Source organism: Ectothiorhodospira lacustris (assembly GCF_022227845.1).
GTDB lineage: Bacteria > Pseudomonadota > Gammaproteobacteria > Ectothiorhodospirales > Ectothiorhodospiraceae > Ectothiorhodospira > Ectothiorhodospira lacustris.
The window spans coordinates 68,203-84,385 of record NZ_JAJNQN010000001.1; the positions used below are offsets into that span (position 1 = coordinate 68,203).

Annotated in this window: 16 protein-coding genes; 6 read left to right on the forward strand and 10 right to left on the reverse strand. The window is 64.0% G+C overall.

Annotated features, from left to right (window positions below; genetic code table 11):
* Window positions 1-29 precede the first annotated feature (29 nt).
* Genes LQ956_RS00320 through LQ956_RS00330 form a run of 3 tightly spaced genes read right to left on the reverse strand, consistent with a single transcriptional unit; the run spans window position 30 to window position 2,179 of the window.
* Entirely contained in the window at window positions 30-344 is a 315-nt protein-coding gene (locus LQ956_RS00320; RefSeq protein ID WP_238621002.1) for an RnfH family protein, read from the reverse strand.
* The gene (locus tag LQ956_RS00325) at window positions 334-771 is read right to left on the reverse strand and encodes a type II toxin-antitoxin system RatA family toxin (protein ID WP_238621001.1); all 438 of its coding nucleotides are present in this window, start codon (window positions 769-771) and stop codon (window positions 334-336) included. Before LQ956_RS00325 ends, LQ956_RS00320 begins: the two co-directional genes overlap by 11 nt.
* A gap of 16 nt (window positions 772-787) precedes the next feature.
* Window positions 788-2,179, reverse strand: a complete 1,392-nt coding sequence (locus tag LQ956_RS00330) for a sodium-dependent transporter (RefSeq protein ID WP_238621000.1) — start codon at window positions 2,177-2,179, stop codon at window positions 788-790.
* A gap of 170 nt (window positions 2,180-2,349) precedes the next feature.
* On the opposite strand from LQ956_RS00330, the gene smpB reads away from it, so the two are divergent.
* Window positions 2,350-2,832, forward strand: coding sequence for an SsrA-binding protein SmpB (smpB, locus tag LQ956_RS00335; protein WP_238620999.1), 483 nt, complete (start codon window positions 2,350-2,352; stop codon window positions 2,830-2,832).
* Between the two features lie 29 nt (window positions 2,833-2,861).
* Here the strand turns inward: smpB and dnaQ are convergent, their stop codons facing one another.
* The 3 genes from dnaQ to LQ956_RS00350 are packed head-to-tail and all read right to left on the reverse strand — an operon-like array spanning window position 2,862 to window position 4,713.
* The gene (gene dnaQ, locus LQ956_RS00340) at window positions 2,862-3,581 is read right to left on the reverse strand and encodes a DNA polymerase III subunit epsilon (RefSeq protein ID WP_238620998.1); all 720 of its coding nucleotides are present in this window, start codon (window positions 3,579-3,581) and stop codon (window positions 2,862-2,864) included.
* A gap of 9 nt (window positions 3,582-3,590) precedes the next feature.
* On the reverse strand, window positions 3,591-4,034 hold the full coding sequence (gene rnhA / locus LQ956_RS00345) for a ribonuclease HI (RefSeq protein ID WP_238620997.1): 444 nt from the start codon (window positions 4,032-4,034) through the stop codon (window positions 3,591-3,593).
* Window positions 4,027-4,713, reverse strand: a complete 687-nt coding sequence (locus LQ956_RS00350; protein ID WP_238620996.1) for a class I SAM-dependent methyltransferase — start codon at window positions 4,711-4,713, stop codon at window positions 4,027-4,029. The genes rnhA and LQ956_RS00350 overlap by 8 nt, the downstream gene beginning before the upstream one ends.
* Window positions 4,714-4,888: 175 nt before the next feature.
* Here LQ956_RS00350 and LQ956_RS00355 point away from each other — a divergent pair, with 175 nt between their 5' ends.
* From LQ956_RS00355 to LQ956_RS00370, 4 genes are all read left to right on the forward strand, one after another.
* The gene (locus LQ956_RS00355; protein WP_238620994.1) at window positions 4,889-6,544 is read left to right on the forward strand and encodes a LysM peptidoglycan-binding domain-containing protein; all 1,656 of its coding nucleotides are present in this window, start codon (window positions 4,889-4,891) and stop codon (window positions 6,542-6,544) included.
* Between the two features lie 135 nt (window positions 6,545-6,679).
* Window positions 6,680-7,504 carry a Stp1/IreP family PP2C-type Ser/Thr phosphatase gene (locus LQ956_RS00360; RefSeq protein ID WP_238620993.1) on the forward strand — a complete coding sequence of 275 codons (825 nt, stop codon included), beginning with the start codon at window positions 6,680-6,682 and terminating at the stop codon, window positions 7,502-7,504.
* Window positions 7,505-7,529: 25 nt separating this feature from the next.
* On the forward strand, window positions 7,530-8,237 hold the full coding sequence (locus tag LQ956_RS00365) for an FHA domain-containing protein (protein WP_238629128.1): 708 nt from the start codon (window positions 7,530-7,532) through the stop codon (window positions 8,235-8,237).
* A gap of 59 nt (window positions 8,238-8,296) precedes the next feature.
* Window positions 8,297-9,043, forward strand: coding sequence for an FHA domain-containing protein (locus LQ956_RS00370; protein ID WP_238620990.1), 747 nt, complete (start codon window positions 8,297-8,299; stop codon window positions 9,041-9,043).
* 42 nt (window positions 9,044-9,085) lie between these two features.
* Here the strand turns inward: LQ956_RS00370 and LQ956_RS00375 are convergent, their stop codons facing one another.
* From LQ956_RS00375 to LQ956_RS00390, 4 genes are read right to left on the reverse strand one after another with little or no spacing between them, the layout of a single operon-like run.
* Window positions 9,086-10,747, reverse strand: a complete 1,662-nt coding sequence (locus LQ956_RS00375; protein WP_238620989.1) for an ABC transporter ATP-binding protein — start codon at window positions 10,745-10,747, stop codon at window positions 9,086-9,088.
* A 2-nt stretch (window positions 10,748-10,749) separates the two neighbouring features.
* Entirely contained in the window at window positions 10,750-11,925 is a 1,176-nt protein-coding gene (locus LQ956_RS00380) for an ABC transporter permease (RefSeq protein ID WP_238629129.1), read from the reverse strand.
* Window positions 11,926-11,941: 16 nt separating this feature from the next.
* Entirely contained in the window at window positions 11,942-13,324 is a 1,383-nt protein-coding gene (locus LQ956_RS00385) for an ABC transporter permease (protein ID WP_238620987.1), read from the reverse strand.
* A 40-nt stretch (window positions 13,325-13,364) separates the two neighbouring features.
* A complete protein-coding gene (locus LQ956_RS00390) occupies window positions 13,365-15,236 on the reverse strand; it encodes a peptide-binding protein (RefSeq protein ID WP_238620986.1) in 1,872 nt (623 codons plus the stop codon).
* Between the two features lie 155 nt (window positions 15,237-15,391).
* Here LQ956_RS00390 and LQ956_RS00395 point away from each other — a divergent pair, with 155 nt between their 5' ends.
* Window positions 15,392-16,180, forward strand: coding sequence for an enoyl-ACP reductase FabI (locus LQ956_RS00395; protein ID WP_238620985.1), 789 nt, complete (start codon window positions 15,392-15,394; stop codon window positions 16,178-16,180).
* The last annotated feature ends 3 nt before the right edge of the window (window positions 16,181-16,183 follow it).

The following is a 16,183-nucleotide window of genomic DNA, read 5'->3' on the forward strand; positions in this document are numbered from 1 at the left end:
TAGTCGATCCCGGCATGAGGGGGGAGGCGTCAGGCCTCCCCTGCGCCTTTCTTCATAGCCTTGCCTTCGGCAGCACGCTTCTTGCGGACCTGTTTGGGGTCCGCGATCAATGGCCGGTAGATCTCCACCCGGTCACGCTGGTTCAGCACGGCATTGAGCTTGGCGAGCTTGCCGTAGACACCCACCTTGTTCACCGCCAGGTCGATCTCCGGCACCTTGTCCAGAATACCGGACTCGCGGATGGCGTCTTCCACCGTTGCGCCCTGGGGCAGAGAAACCTCCAGGACCCACTGCCGGTCGGAGCGGGCATAGGCAACCTCCACCCGGAGCCGTTCATCGGACACCGTAGACCTCCCGTGCCCGCTTCACGAAGGAGTCCACCAGGGTATTGGCGAGCTGATGGAATATCGGACCAAAGGCCATGCTCATGATCCGGTTGGAAAATTCGAACTCCAGATCCAGGGACACCCGACTGGCGGTGTCACTCATGGCATCGAAGCGCCAGAAACCCTCCAGATGCCGGAACGGCCCTTCCACCAGCCGCATCTCGATCATCTTGTTGCGCTGCAGCCGATTACGGGTGGTGAACGACTTGCCCACGGCACCCTTGGCCAGCTCGATGCTGGCCTTCACCTCATCCTCATTGGCCGACAGCACAGCCGAGCTGCGGCACCCGGGTAGAAAGCGCGGATAGGCCTCCACGTCATTCACCAGATCAAACATCTCCTTGGGCGTATAAGGCACCAGCGCATGACGACTTATGGAAGGCATGAAGCTCCCCTGGATATCAGATGAGATTGACCGCCTTGAGGAAGACCAGCAGGATGCCGATCGGGGCGGCGAAGCGCAGGACATAATACCATGCCCTGAAAAAGGCCCGGCTGTGCAGACCCAGTTCGTCCTCCACGGAACGCTGGGTCATGCGCCAGCCCACGAACAGGGCGATCAGCAGGCCGCCCAGGGGCAGCATGATATTGGAGGTCAGGTAATCCGCCATCTCGAACAGGGTGCCGCCGATGAACAGGGCTTCACCCCCGAGGGTCAGATTGAAGCCGATGGGGTTGGACCACAGGCTGAAGGAGAGGATCGTACCCAACCCCAGGAACCAGGCGATCCCGCCCACGATCACCGCGGCCATGGGCCGGTCAAGGCCCCGATTTTCCACCAGCCAGGCCACCGCCGGCTCCATCAGGGAAATGGATGAGGTCCAGGCCGCCGTGACCAGCAACAGGAAGAACAAGGTGCCGAAGACCAACCCGCCCGGCATCTCCGCAAAGGCCATGGGCAGGGTGATGAAGATCAGCCCGGGGCCTTCACCGGGTGCCAGACCGCCGGCAAAAACGATGGGGAAAATGGCCAGACCTGCCAGCAGGGCGACGGCGGTATCCGCCGACACCACCATGGCAGAGGTCTTGAAGATGGAGGCCCTGGAGCTCAGATAGGAGCCGTAGATCATGATGGCGCCCATGCCCAGGCTAAGGGTGAAGAAGGCCTGCCCCATGGCCAACAGGATGGTGTCGCCGGTCACTTCGCTCCAGTCCGGCTTGAACAGGAAGCTGACCCCCTCCATGAAATGCCCCTGACTCATGGAATAGCCGACCAGGAGCAGCAGCAATCCGAGCAGCGCCGGCATGAGGAACTTGACGGCCTTCTCAAGGCCGGAGCGCACCCCCCTGGCCACCACCAGGACATTCATGATCATGAACAGGGTATGCCAGGCCAGCAGCCGTTCGGGATCGCTCACCAACGACTCGAACATGCCCCTGACCCCGTCCGCGTCCAGGCCGGTGAAGGCACCGCCGCCGGCCCTGAAGACATAGGAAAGCGACCAGCCGGCGATCACGCTGTAGTAAGAGAGGATGATGAAACCCGCCGCCACGCCGAGCCAGCCGACGAACCCCCAGGCCCGATGCAGCCCTTCTTCCCGGGACAGGGTGGCCATGGTGTTGATGGGGCTTTGCCGCCCGCGCCTGCCCAGCGCGATTTCCGCCATCATGATCGGCAGGCCGATCAGCAGGATGCAGGCCAGATAGATGAGCACGAAAGCGCCGCCGCCGTTCTCTCCGGCGATATAGGGAAAGCGCCAAATATTACCCAGACCGACCGCCGACCCGGTGGCCGCCAGCACGAACACCAGCTTCGAGGACCACTGGCCATGAATCGAGCTTTCTCTTCTCATTGATGGTCTCCCCCCCACGCGATCGACGCATTTTGCGGAATTTACCGCCACGGCTCAACAGCCTACCTCCCCCGGATCGTCAATTTTCCGCCTGTCGCAGGCGGCGAAGCGTGCGTGGGAAAATGAGGATGACAGTCCATTGGATGAAACAGCTCGTTTATAATCGCCCGATGAGCAAAAAATCAAAAAATGCCCCGGGCGGCAGCACCATCGCCCTGAACAAGAAGGCCAAGCACGAATACTTCATCGAGGAGCGTTTCGAGGCCGGTCTGGCCCTGCAGGGCTGGGAGGCCAAGAGCCTGCGGGCCGGACGGGTGCAGCTCAGCGAGAGCTATGTCCTGATCAAGGCCGGAGAGGCCTGGCTGTTCGGTGCCCATCTCACCCCGCTGACCACGGCATCCACCCATATCCACCCGGACCCCATGCGCACCCGCAAGCTGCTGCTGCACCGGGCGGAGCTCAACAAGCTCATCGGGCAGGTGGAGCGCAAGGGCTATACCCTGGTGCCGCTGGCAATGTACTGGAAACGCGGCCGCGCCAAGCTGGAAATCGGCCTGGCCAAGGGCAAGAAGGAACACGACAAGCGGGCCGTTTCCAAGGAACGGGACTGGCAGCGGGAGAAGGCGCGGGTGGTCAAGACCGTGACGCGCTAGCGCCGTGACCGATCCTCCACCGAGGGGAGTTACCAGTTCGGGAGCTCCCCAGCCTTGGCCAGCACCTTGAGATAGGCCTCATGGGCCTCCAGCTCCCCCTGACCGGGACGGATGACCGCCAGCGGCGGCCGATCGGCCGGGAGGCGGCGGATGCGCGTGTCTGCGGTCCGGGTCCCCTGCCCCTCCGACTCCACGCCCAGGGACAGGCTTTTCTGCCCGCCGGTCATGGCCAGGTAGACCTCCGCCAGGATGCGGGCGTCCAACAGTGCGCCGTGGAGTTCCCGGCCCGAGTTGTCGATCTGGTAGCGCTTGCACAGGGCATCCAGGCTGTTGCGCTGGCCTGGATGCATCTTGCGCGCCATCACCAGGGAGTCGGTGATGGTGCAGTAATCTTCCAGCCGCCCCCGGTCACCCTCCAGTCGCGACAGCTCGTGGTTGATGAAGCCCACGTCAAAGGGGGCATTGTGGATGATCAGCTCCGCCCCGCGCACGAACTCGATGAAGTCCTCCACCACGTCGGCAAAGCGCGGCTTATCGACGAGAAACTCATTGGTGATGCCATGGACTTCCACCGCACCGGCATCCACTTCCCGGTCCGGCTGCAGGTACTGATGATAGTGGCACGAGGTATGACGACGCCGCACCATCTCCACGCAGCCGATCTCGATGATGCGATGACCATCGGACGGATCCAGGCCGGTGGTCTCCGTATCCAGGATCACGATCCGGTCATTGGCTTGCAGACTCACGATCTTTCCTCACTTCACCCGCAGGGCATCAATGGCTTCGTTGGCCAGGCGGTCGGCCTGCTCGTTCTCGGGATGTCCGGTATGCCCCCGCACCCAGTGCCAGCGCACCTGATGCCGTGAGGCCGCCTCATCCAGGCGCTGCCAAAGGTCCTGATTCTTCACCGGCTCACCGGCCGCGGTACGCCAGCCGCGCCGCTTCCAGTTGGGCAGCCACTGATTGATCCCGTTTTTGACATACTGGGAATCGGTGGTCAGATCCACCACGCAAGGGCGCTTGAGCAATTCCAGCGCAGCGATGGCGGCCATCAGCTCCATGCGATTATTGGTGGTCTGGGGCTCGTTCCCATTGAGCCGTTTTTCATGGCCCCCGAAACGCAGCAATGCCCCCCAGCCGCCGGGCCCCGGGTTCCCACGACAAGCACCATCGGTAAAGATTTCCACCACATCAGTCACGATCCGTTCTCCGACAAAAGGGACTGGCCAGGCCACTGGGCACCATGCTTCGGGACGGCCGCCAGCGTGTCCGCAAGTGCATCACATTGGCCACGCGCTTACGGGCCAGGATCACGTAGGCGCCACCCAGGTAGGGCAGGTGACGCCCCCCCAGAGACTCTACCACCCGCAGGCGAACCCGGAACCCGGAACGCCCCTCCGGGGGGCGAAAGCCCGCGTAGGCACGCGCCAGGACTTCGAAACCCAGCAGGGACAGCCAGTCCCTCACCCGCCCCGTCGCATGACAATGACCGGACCAAGGCCCTCCCTTGCTGCCGGAGCGCCCGGGCAGCTGCCCCCACAGTCCCGGCAGGCTCAGGGGATTGCAACCGATAATCAGGACATGCCCCTCGGGCACCAGGATGCGGTCCGTTTCACGCAGAACCTGATAGGGATCTTCCACCTGCTCCAGGCAATGCACCAGCAACACCAGATCCATGCTGTCCGTAAGAATGGGCAGGGCGTCGGCCAGGGCACTGAGATCCCCCTGGCCGGGCTCACACTCCAGGCGCACCCTATGATTGATCCGGCTGGTGCTCAGCAGATCATGATCCGGGCTCAAGTGCCCTATCTGCAGAGCATGATAGCCGAACAGTTGCGGCACAAAGCGGTCCAGGTGGGACTGCAAGGCAGCCTGCATGGCTTGCCCCGGCGCAGACCCATACCAGACTCGCAGGCATTCCCGCTGCCGGGCACATGAAGTTCTGGGTAACGACATGAGTGGAGCATAGAGTTTTCCGGGGGGACATGGCCAGTGATAATAAGTGTCCCGCAGGGTTGAGGGCACGGGGATGCCCCGCTATCCTAGCTCCCCTATGAAAAAGAACAAGCCGAAAGGTCTTGGGGGCGCCCTGCTGGGGGCAGCGGCGCTGTTACTGTCGGCCTGTGCCAGCATGGATGGAGGACCCTCCGCTCAGGACGGCCCGGTTCTCACCGGGGCAGACCCTGCCGCCAAGACCAGTCAGACAACCACGGCCACCCCTTCCCGGGGGGCGGCCACCAAGCCCAAGCCCCGTATCGAGGTTGCAAGGCCGCTTACCCACACCTCGCCGGCGCCGGCCGTGGACGAAGGGCTTTGGGGCCGGGTGCGTCAAGGCTTTGCCCTGCCGGATGAGCGGGACCACGAACGGGTGCTGCATTACATCCAGTGGCACCAAGCCAACTCCGACTATCTGGGCCAGGTCCTGGCCAGAGCTGAACCCTACCTCCACTATATCCTGGAAGAAATCGAGGCCAGGGATCTGCCTGCCGAACTGCTGCTGCTGCCGGTGGTGGAAAGTGCCTATCGCCCCGATGTCTATTCCTCGGGGCAGGCAGCGGGCATCTGGCAGTTCATCCCCTCAACGGGCAGTCACTTCGGTCTCCATCAGAACTGGTGGTATGACGGCCGCAAGGACATTCATGCCTCCACCCACGCGGCCCTGAACTACCTCACCCAACTGCACGAGCGCTTCAACGGCGACTGGCTGCTGGCCCTGGCGGCCTACAATGCCGGACAAGGCACCGTCAGCCGGGCCATCACCCGCAATGAATCACTCGGACAGCCCACCGACTACTGGAATCTGGACCTGCCGCGGGAGACCCAGCACTACGTCCCCAGACTGCTGGCCCTGCAGGCCATCGTGACCGACCCGGAGCACTACCAGGTCGGCCTCTGGCCCGTGCCGGACGAGCCACGTCTGGGACTGGTGGAACTGGGCGGACAACTGGAACTGAGCATCGCCGCGGAACTGGCTGACTTGTCCCTGGATGACATCACGCAACTCAACCCCGGGTTCCACCGCTGGGCCACGGACCCGGAAGGCCCCCATCACCTGCTCCTGCCGCTGGATCGCGTGGAGCCCTTCCAGATCGCCCTCGCCGCCCTGCCCCGGGAACAGCGCGTATCCTGGCTGCGGCACCGGGTTCAGCCCGGTGAGACACTGGGACACATCGCCGCCCGCTACAACACCACCATCGCGCTCCTGCAACGGACCAATGAACTGCGGAGCCACATAATCCGGGTCGGGGATCATCTCCTCATCCCCACCGCAGAGCCCTCCCCCGAGACTGTTACGGCCCGGCAGGACGAGGGCCGGTCGGTTTCACGGACCCACAACACCCTCCATCACCGGGTACAACCGGGTGACACCCTCTGGGCCCTCGCCAGGACCTATGACGTTTCTTTGCAGGAGCTGGCGGCCTGGAACCGCATCAGCAGTGACGCCACCCTGCGCCCGGGCCAGACCCTGCTGATACGGCAGGCGGGGACGACCACGGCGGCAGCGCAACCCGCAGCGATGGCAACCGGCGCCGCCCGCGGAAACACCCTGACCTATGCGGTTCGTCCCGGCGATTCACTGTCCTCCATTTCCCGGCGCTTCGGGGTTCGGGTCAGCGATATCCAGGTCTGGAACCAACTGGATGGGCATCTGATTCGCCCCGGTCAGCAGCTTCATCTCCACCTGGATGGCCATCCGCAGGAAAGCTGACGACGCCGCCCGCCGAGGCGGCTTCAGCGGCATGCCGATACCTTTCGGAGCAAGACACATAGCATCTGGAAGCGCGCCCGCCTATGATCTGGGGACACGGACTTCCCCCTTTGCCCGATGCACCCAGCAGCCGCCATGCACTCTTCCGAAACCCTCCAGATCGTCGGCCGCACCCATCCCGGGAAAATCCGGCCCCATAACGAGGACTGCATCGGAGAAGACCCTCAACTGGGTATCGTCGTGGTCGCCGACGGCATGGGTGGCCACCTGGCGGGCGAGGTCGCCAGCCGTCTGGCGGTGGACACGGTGCTGCAGAATCTCAAGCAGTGCCTCAAAAAAACCGCCCCCGACCACCGAACCGGGGATACTGTCGCTCTGGATCGCAGCCTCGCCGTCCGGCGGGCCATCATCAATGCCAACATGGCCATCCAGCAGGCGGGCAGGGACCATGCCGGTCATGCCGGCATGGGCACCACTCTGGTCATGGCCCTGTTCAATCACCACCGGGTGATCCTGGCCCACGTCGGTGACTCAAGAATCTATCGTTTTCGGGAAGATCGCCTGGAGCAGATGACCACGGACCACACCCTGATCCAGGAAATGGTGGATCGGGGTTTCTATTCCCATCAGGAGGCACGGGTATCGGTCAACCGCAACCTGGTCACCCGTGCGCTGGGCATCGACAGCACCGTGGCCGTGGATATCCGGGATGAAATGGTGCTACCCGGTGATATTTACCTGCTGTGCTCCGACGGCCTGAACGACATGCTGGAAGATGCTTTCATCGAGGATGTCCTGCGCCAGCACCCTTCCGACCTGGGGCAGGCGGCCGACCTGCTGGTGCAAAAGGCCAACGAACACGGCGGGCGGGACAACATCTCCGTCGTACTGGCAAAACCCGCCTTGCCGCTCACCCGTCGGATGCCCTGGTACCGACGCGTGATCAAATTCTGGCGTTGATTTGCAGGAGGCGCAGGCGTCAACCATGTCCAGACTCTGTCTTTCCTGTGGCGATACGTTGATCGGTGAGTATCCCATGGGACAGAAAACCCTCAGCATCGGCCGTCGACCGGACAACGACATACGGCTCAATAACCTGGCCGTCAGCGGCTACCATGCCCAGGTGATCAGCCTGCTCAATGATGCCTTGGTGGAAGACCTCGGCAGCACCAACGGCACCCTGGTCAATGGCATCCGGATTCGCAAGCGGGTACTGCAGGAAGGGGACGTCATCGCCATCGGGAACTACCAGATCCGTTTTACCCAGGTCAGCGCGCCCAGGGAAGACAACCGCCATAGCGGTGACGAGACACTGATCCTTACCTCGGCCCCCCTCCCATCCCCGACCCCTGTCAACCAGGCTACGGCCGACGCCCCCGTCGCCGGCCGGAAAGCGCTCGTCACGCATCCCACCCTGACCCTGTGCAAGGCCAGGGTTCAGATACTCAGCGGCGCCAACGCAGGCCGTGAACTGCCCATTACCAAGTCCGTGACCACCCTGGGTCATCCCGGCGTGCAAGTCGCAGCGATCCTGCGTCGCGGCACGGACTACTACATCACGCACGTTGAGGGCGGCTCCAGAAAAACCCCTCCCCGGCTCAATGGTACCGATTTCACCACCCAGGCGCGCCCGCTCAGAAACCATGACATCATCGACGTCGCGGGAGTACGCATGGAATTCATGATGAATTAGGGAAGTTCTGAAAAAGCCCCTGGCCATCATCTGGACGGGGGATCTGCGAGGAGGATTCCTTGGCTTATCTACAGGCATACATCAACCGCCGGCCCGCCGGCGAATATCCGCTGCAGGAAGGCACCACGACCATCGGTCGCCGGCAGGGCAATCTGATCCGCCTGGATGACCGTTCGGTCAGCGGCCACCACGCCCGCCTCCGGTTTTACCGAGGCATCGCCACCCTGCACGATCTTGAAAGCACCAACGGTACCTTCGTCAACGGCGAAAAGATCCGGGAAGCCACGATCCAGGATGGTGATTTCATCATCATCGGCAAATATCGTCTCCGTTTCCGGCTGAGCCGGCAGGCCTCGCAACAGGAACCGGAGGCGCAATCCCCGGATGACGGCACCTATATCCTGCGCCTGGCGACACCGGGGATGCCGCCCATCCTGGCAGGCCGTGAGATCAGTCACCAGATCCGCGGCACCCGGGCACAGGCGGCGGCCTCATCGTCCGACGACGAGCACATGGACATGGCGGCGCCACGCGTCACCCTGCGCATCCTCAGTGGACGCAACCAAGGCAGACATCTGGATCTGCTGTCGGCCGTGAATGCCCTGGGTGAACCGGGACGACAGGTGGTCGCACTGATCCGCGATGAAGGACAGCTATTCCTGCAGCCCCTGGAAGCCGAACTGGGCCCGCCTCTGATCAATCACCGGCCGGTCGAGGGCCATGGTCGGCACCCGCTGCAACAGGACGACCTGCTGGAAGTGGCGGGTGTCCGCATGGTGGTCAACATCGAGATGCCGACCCGGTAAGCGCGCACGTCCTCAGTGGCAGGCACACCTCGTTCGCCCGCCTCAGTCCAGGGTTACCCGCGGCACCGCCGACAGCAGCTTCTTTGTGTATTCATGCTCGGGTTGCCGACAGATCCGGCGGGCCTCCCCTTGCTCCACCACCCGCCCCTGATACATCACCGCCATGGTATCCGCCAGGTATTCCACCACCCCGATATTGTGGGTGATGAACAGCAGGGTCAGCCCCCGCTCCCGGGTAAGGCGGCTCAGGATCTGCAGCACCTCCGCCTGCACGGAGACATCCAGGGCACTGGTCACCTCGTCACAGACGATGAAGGACGGCTCCAGTACCAGGGCGCGGGCAATGCCGATACGCTGGCGCTGCCCCCCGGAAAACTCATGGGGATAACGCCACAGGCTTTCCACCGGCAGTTGTACCTGCTCCAGCACCTGGGCCGCCATGGCCAGCCGCTCCTCCCGATCCTTGCCGATCCCGTGCACGGCCATGGGTTCGGTCAGGGTGGCCGCCACGGTCAGGCGGGGATTGAGGGACGACATGGGGTCCTGAAAGATGATCTGCATGCGCCGGCGGTAGGGCTTCATAGCCGAGGCCGGCAGACGAGTGATGTCCTCCCCGGCAAACAGGATGCGTCCGCCGGTGGGTTCCAGCAACCGGATGATCGCCCGACCCAGGGTGGTCTTGCCGCAGCCTGACTCCCCCACCAGGGCCAGTACCTGCCCTTTGGGGATATCCAGGCTCACCCCGTCCACCGCCCGCACATGATCCACCACCCGACGCATGAGTCCCTTGCGCACCGGGAAATGGATCTGCAGGTCCTGCAGACGGATCAGCGGCGCCTCCGGCGTTTTCCCGGCAGCCCGGGCCGGCCCCTGAGCAGCCCGGCGCCGGCTGAGGTTCTCCGGCAGGGCATCGATGAGTTGCCGGGTATAGGCATGCTGCGGCCGGTGCAGGACCTGCTGCACGGTCCCCTCTTCCACCAGCCGGCCCAGACGCATCACGCCCAGCCGGTGCCCCATCCGGGCCACCACGCCGAAATCATGAGTGATGAAGAGCATGGCCATGCCGTTACGATCCTGCAGTTCCCGCATCAGACGCAGGATCTCCGCCTGCACCGTCACATCCAGGGCTGTGGTCGGCTCGTCGGCGATCAGCAGATCCGGCTCACAGGCCATGGCCATGGCGATCATCACCCGCTGGCGCTGCCCGCCGGAAAGACGATGGGGAAACTCATCCACCCGTTCGGCAGGATGGGGGATCTGCACCTGGGCCAGGGCCTCGATGGCCCGCTCCCGCGTCTCGGCCTCCGACAGGTCCGAACGGTGCAGCCTGAGCACTTCCATGATCTGCTCGCCCACCGTGAACACCGGATTCAGGGAGGTCATGGGCTCCTGGAAGATCATGCTCATGCGGGCACCGCGGATGCGGCGGCGTTCTGCCTCGGGCAGACGCAGCATGTCCACGGTCCTTTGGCTGCCGTCCGCACGGCGCTCCTGGAACAGGATCTGCCCGCCGGGGTGATGACTGATATCCCGGGGCAGCAACTGGATCACCGACAGGGCCGTGACCGACTTGCCGCTGCCCGACTCCCCCACCAGGCAGAAGGTCTCCCCCCGCTCGATACCGAAGCTGATCTCATCCACGGCCGTCACGGTCCGGCCGCCGGCCTGGAGATGGGTCTGCAGGTTTTTGACCTCCAGCAGCATGTTCAGGCCTTCTTCTTCAGATAGGGATCAAGGGCATCCCGCAAGGACTCGCCCACCAGGTTGTAGGCAAACACGGTGAGGAAGATGGCCCCGCCGGGGAAGGCGGCCATCCACCAGTTGAAGGAAGAGGACTGCACCGCCTGGTTGAGCATCTGCCCCCAGGAGGGGTCATCCACCAGCCCCAGCCCCAGGAAGCTCAGGGTGGCCTCCGCCAGGATCGCCGAGGCCACCCCGAAGCTGGCCGCCACCAGGATGGGGGCCACGCCGTTGGGCAGCATGTGTCGGAACAGCACGGAGCGCAGCGGCAGGCCACAGGCCACCGCCGCCTGCACATAGTCCTGCTCCCGCAGCTTGAGGAACTCGGCGCGCACGTAACGGGCATACCCGGACCAGGAGGTAATGCCGATGATGATCATCATCATGTAGAGACTGCGGCCGAAAAAGGCGACAAAGGTGAGCAGTAGGAACAGGGTGGGGATGGCCTCGAAGATCTCAACGATACGCATCCCGATCATGTCCACGATGCCGGAGAAGTACCCCATCAGACCGCCCACGATGACGCCGATCACCAGGGCGATGCCGGTGGCGATGAAGCCGATGGCCAGGGCAATGCGTGAGGCATGGACCATCCGCGACAGCACATCGGCGCCGTTTTCCTCCGTACCCAGCCAGTGTCGGCGTCGCTCATCGGCCAGGGGCGACTCCAGACCCGTATCGCCAAAGTCCCGCAAATAGTCCTTGGGCGAATACGGGATCGGGGCACGCAGCACCCGGTCGTACTGCCCGGCCGCCTCCGCCTCCCGGTACTGCTCATAGATCACCAGCTTGGGTGGCGAAACGGTGAAGGCGCTGAGTCCGCCACTGAGCACCAGCACCCCCGACAGGATCAGCAGCTTCCGTGACAGGGACATACTCAGAAACAACAGCACCAGGCCGGTGCAGAAGCCCGCCATCAAGGTCACGTCGGTGGCGGTCAGATAGCGCAGCACCGGGCTGGACCAGGTGCCCTGCTCCAGGATCAGCCAGGGATGGCTGCTGGCCAGGAAGGGGGCAAACACCGCCGCCGCCGCCAGGATGCCGATCCAGGCCAGCCCCACCCGGGCACCCCAGCGCAGCAGGACCTCCCTGGCCACCTGGGCCCCGTAGCTGCGGGAGCGGCGGGCGGGGGGCGTCAGCATCTTGTCCGGCACCGTGTCAGTCATAGCTCACCCGCGGGTCCGCAATGGCGTAGCACAGATCCGCCAGCAGATAGCCCACCAGCGTCAGCACGCCGCTGATCAGGGTGACCGACAACACCAGTTCCCGGTCACGGGTCTGTACCGCCTCCACCGCCAGCTTGCCCATACCGTCAATGGAGAAGATGGTCTCGACGATTACCGATCCCGCCAGCAGGCTGGGCAGCAGGGTGGCTGAGACGGTGATCAGGGGCAGCAGGGAATTGCGAAACACATGGCGCCAGAGCACATCCTTTTCCGCCACGCCCTTGGCCCGGGCGGTGCGGGCATAGTCGGACAGCAGGTTTTCCAGCACCGCCGCGCGGGTCAACTTGGCCAGAAAGGCGAAACCGCCGTAAGACAGACAGAGCACCGGCAGGATCAGGTGCCAGGCCCGATCCAGCAGGAACCCCCGGACAAACTCCCCCTGGGCCAGCTCCGCCGCCAGACCGATCCCCACGCCCATACCCAGCAGACCCAGGATGCCGACCCGCAAACCGGTGAAACCGGAAGCCGCCACCAGGCCTACCAGCCCCCCCACCAGCACCATCATGACCAGATGCGGCAGGCCGAAGCCGGAGGCCGACACCCCGGCGGCCATCAGCACGCCCAGCCCACCGCCGAGGATCGCCCCGGCCGGGATGCGCCAGTGACGGGCCGACTTCAGGGCCACCCAGATCATCAATGCGGCACACAGCCCGGCCAGCAGGAACAGCAGGAGCAGGTCGGTCGCCACCGTCCAGTGCGGCAGGAACGGCATGTCCAGGGCCTCGCGACGATTGATGCCGCCGGTGGGAAACCAGCGCCAGAACTGTTCCGAGGCAAAGAACCCGATCAGCAGCACCCCAGCCAACATGGTGGGCACGGACCACAGACCCAGAAGGACCATCCCGGAGCCGGTATCAAAGCTGCTCCCGCGGCGGGTGGCCGCCTGCACCCCCACGGCGATGGCGATCACGTAGATGATGGGGATGGACAGGATATTGAGCAGCAGGGTGATGGGTAGACGCTCGGCGATCAGATCCCCCACCGGGCGCCCGTAGCGGAAACTGGTCCCCAGTTCGGAACCCTTGAACAGGGAAAAGCCGCTCACCGCGCCCTCCCCATCAAAGGTGAAACCCGCCGGAGAGACATTGTTGAGCCAGCGTAGATACTGCACCGGCGCCGGCTGATCCAGGCCGTACATGCGGTTGTAATAGTCCTCCAGGGCCTTCTTGGCCTGAGGTTCCAGGTTCATGCCGTCTACCAGGGACTGGGCACTGATGCCGCCGGGGGCGGCCGCCATGACCACGAACACCACCACGGTGATCCCGATCAGGGTGGGAAACATGAGCAGTAGGCGACGGACGATATAGGTCAGCATGGCCGGGCCCCGGGGTCTGCGTGGATGCCGCGGGGCATGGTCAGCGGGCGTACTTCTGCTGGATCGCCGGCACGTAGATCTCCACCGGGATGCTGGTCAGGTTCAGGCCCAGCCGGGTCTCCTGGAGGTTGGTGATACGCTCGTCGATGAAGGCCAGGGTCATGCGGCGCATGAGGAAGGTATAGGGCTGATCCTCGTGCAGGATGCGCTCCGCCTCGTGCCAGATGGCCATGCGTTCCTCGTCATCCACCGAGGCCCGGGCCCGCTCGATCACCGCATCCAGCACCGGGTTGCGATAGTTGATGAAGTTGTCCCCCCCGGACACGGTCTGGCTGGAATGGAGCATCTGGTAGATATCCGTCTCCACCCCGCTGGTCCAGCCCAGGGTAATGGCATCGAAGTCCTTGCGGTTGAGCAGGTCCAGCATCACCGACCACTCGGTGGGCCGGGGCCGCATCAAGATGCCGGCACGGGCATAGAGATCCCGCAGGAACAGCACCATGCGGCGGGTATCCTCGTTGTCCTGAAAAAACACCAGGTCGAACTCGAAGGCCTTGCCATCCGTATCCTGCAGGATGCCGTCCCCGTTGCGGTCCTCGTAGCCCGCCTCCCGCAGCAGGGCGCGTGCCCGCTCCAGATCGAAGGTATAGGGCTCAAGGTTGGGGTCATGCTGGGGGCTGCGGGGATTGAAGGGGCTCACCGCCGGCTCGGCATAGCCCAGCATGATCTCGTCGATAACCCGCTGGATGTCCGTCAGATGGCTCATGGCCCGGCGTACCCTTTGATCGGCAAACCGGGTGGGCAGGCCGTCCCGCTCCTGGTTCCAGCCAATGTAGGAATAGCCGGCGGTGGGGCTCATGTACTCGAAGTGGTGGGTGCGCTGGCGCAGGCGGGTATCATTGAGCAGTTGCTCATATTCCCGCGGCCGGGCGCCATAGACATCCAGTTCCTGATTGCGGAAGGTGGTCAGACGGGCGCTGTCGTTCTCGATCACCCGCCACAGCAGGCGGTTGAAGGGCGGGTCCACCGGTCCCCAGTAGCGGGGATTGCGTTCCAGCTCCACCAGGCCCTGGTCCGGAGTCCAGCCCCTGGGGTCCGCCAACCGATAGGGACCGGAGCCCATCAGCAGGCCACGGGACTGATTGAACCGCTGGGGATTCTCCAGGAAAGGGGCGTAGAAATGCCGGGGCAGGATCTGCAGGCCGCCCGCCAGGGACAGGCTGTTGAAATAGGGCTCGGAAAAGGTGAAGGCCACCTCATGGGGTCCCAGGGCTTCCACCTTCTCCAGCTTTTCCAGGAAGGCCCGCGCCCGGGGGGCGGCGATGGCATCGGTCATGATGAAATCGTAGGTGAACACCACGTCCGCTGCGGTCAGCGGCTCACCGTCGGAGAACTCGATCCCCTCCCGAAGTTGGAACGTGATGGTCAGGCCGTCCTCGCTGAAGGACCAGTCCCGGGCCAGCAGCCCCTGCCATTCCAGCGTGTCCGGGTCACGGACCAGCAGGGACTCCAGGACATAGCTCTGCACCTCTGCGGAATAGGCGTCGGAGGACACCAGCGGGGTCAGCGTGGCCAGGCCGGTGCCGAAGGCCCGTACCAGCCAGTCGCCTTGGGCATAGTCCGGCTGCCGGGCGGCGGCCAAGGCCCGCTCGAAGGCGGGCGGCACTTCTGCGTGGGCATCCGGACCGCCGTCCTGGGCGGCAATGACCCCTGCCCTGAGCCGTGCATCCAGGGACTGCATCACTGCTCGCATGCGCCGCATGTCGTCGGCCTGCTCCTGCATGGACCGCTGCATTTCGGACAGCCGGTTCCACTGCCGATCCACCTGGTACATGAGCAGCACCACCAGCAAGGTGATCCCCAGCAGGAAGGCCATCAGGACGACATCTTTGGACGTGAAGCGCTTTTCCATGGATCGAGGTTTCTTCTCGGGGTGCGTGACCGGTCCAGAGTATAGAGATTGCGGTGGGTCCCACAAGTTTCCCGATCAGGACCCGGCGGGCACGCAGTCGTAGTATCATGCCCGCCTTGAAAAACCTAATCACAACATCATCAGGAGACCACAGCATGGGCTTCATGACAGGCAAGCGTGTACTGATCGTCGGCCTCGCCAGCAATCGCTCCATCGCCTACGGCATTGCCAAGGCCATGGCCCGTCAGGGTGCCGAGCTCGCCTTCAGTTATCAGAATGATCGCCTGAAGGAGCGGGTCGAGAAGATGGCGGCGGAATTCAATTCCAGCATCGTGCTGCCCTGCGACGTATCCAGCGACGAAGAGATCACCGGTCTGTTCGAGGCACTGGGCAAGCACTGGGACGGGCTGGACGGGCTGGTACACTCGGTGGCCTTCGCACCCAAGGAAGCCCTGGAAGGCGATTTCCTGGAAGGCATGTCCCGAGAGGCCTTCCGCATCGCCCATGACATCAGCAGCTACAGCCTGGCCGCCCTGGCCAAGGCCGCCCGCCCCATGATGCAGGGTCGTGAAGGGGCTATTCTCACCCTGTCCTACCTGGGCGCCGTGCGTTCCATGCCCAACTACAACATGATGGGCCTGGCCAAGGCCAGCCTGGAGGCCAATGTGCGCTTCCTGGCCTACACCCTGGGTCCGGAAGGCATCCGGGTGAACGGCATCTCCGCCGGCCCCATCCGCACCCTGGCGGCCGCCGGCATCGGCGACTTCCGCAAGATCCTGGACCACGTGGAAAAGAACGCGCCGCTGCGACGTAACGTGACCATCGAGCAGGTGGGCAATGCCGCTGCGTTCCTGTGCTCGGACCTGGCATCAGGCATCACGGCCGAGATCACCTACGTGGATTCCGGCTACAGCACCCTGGGCCTGGGTCCGGCGGAGGTCTGATCC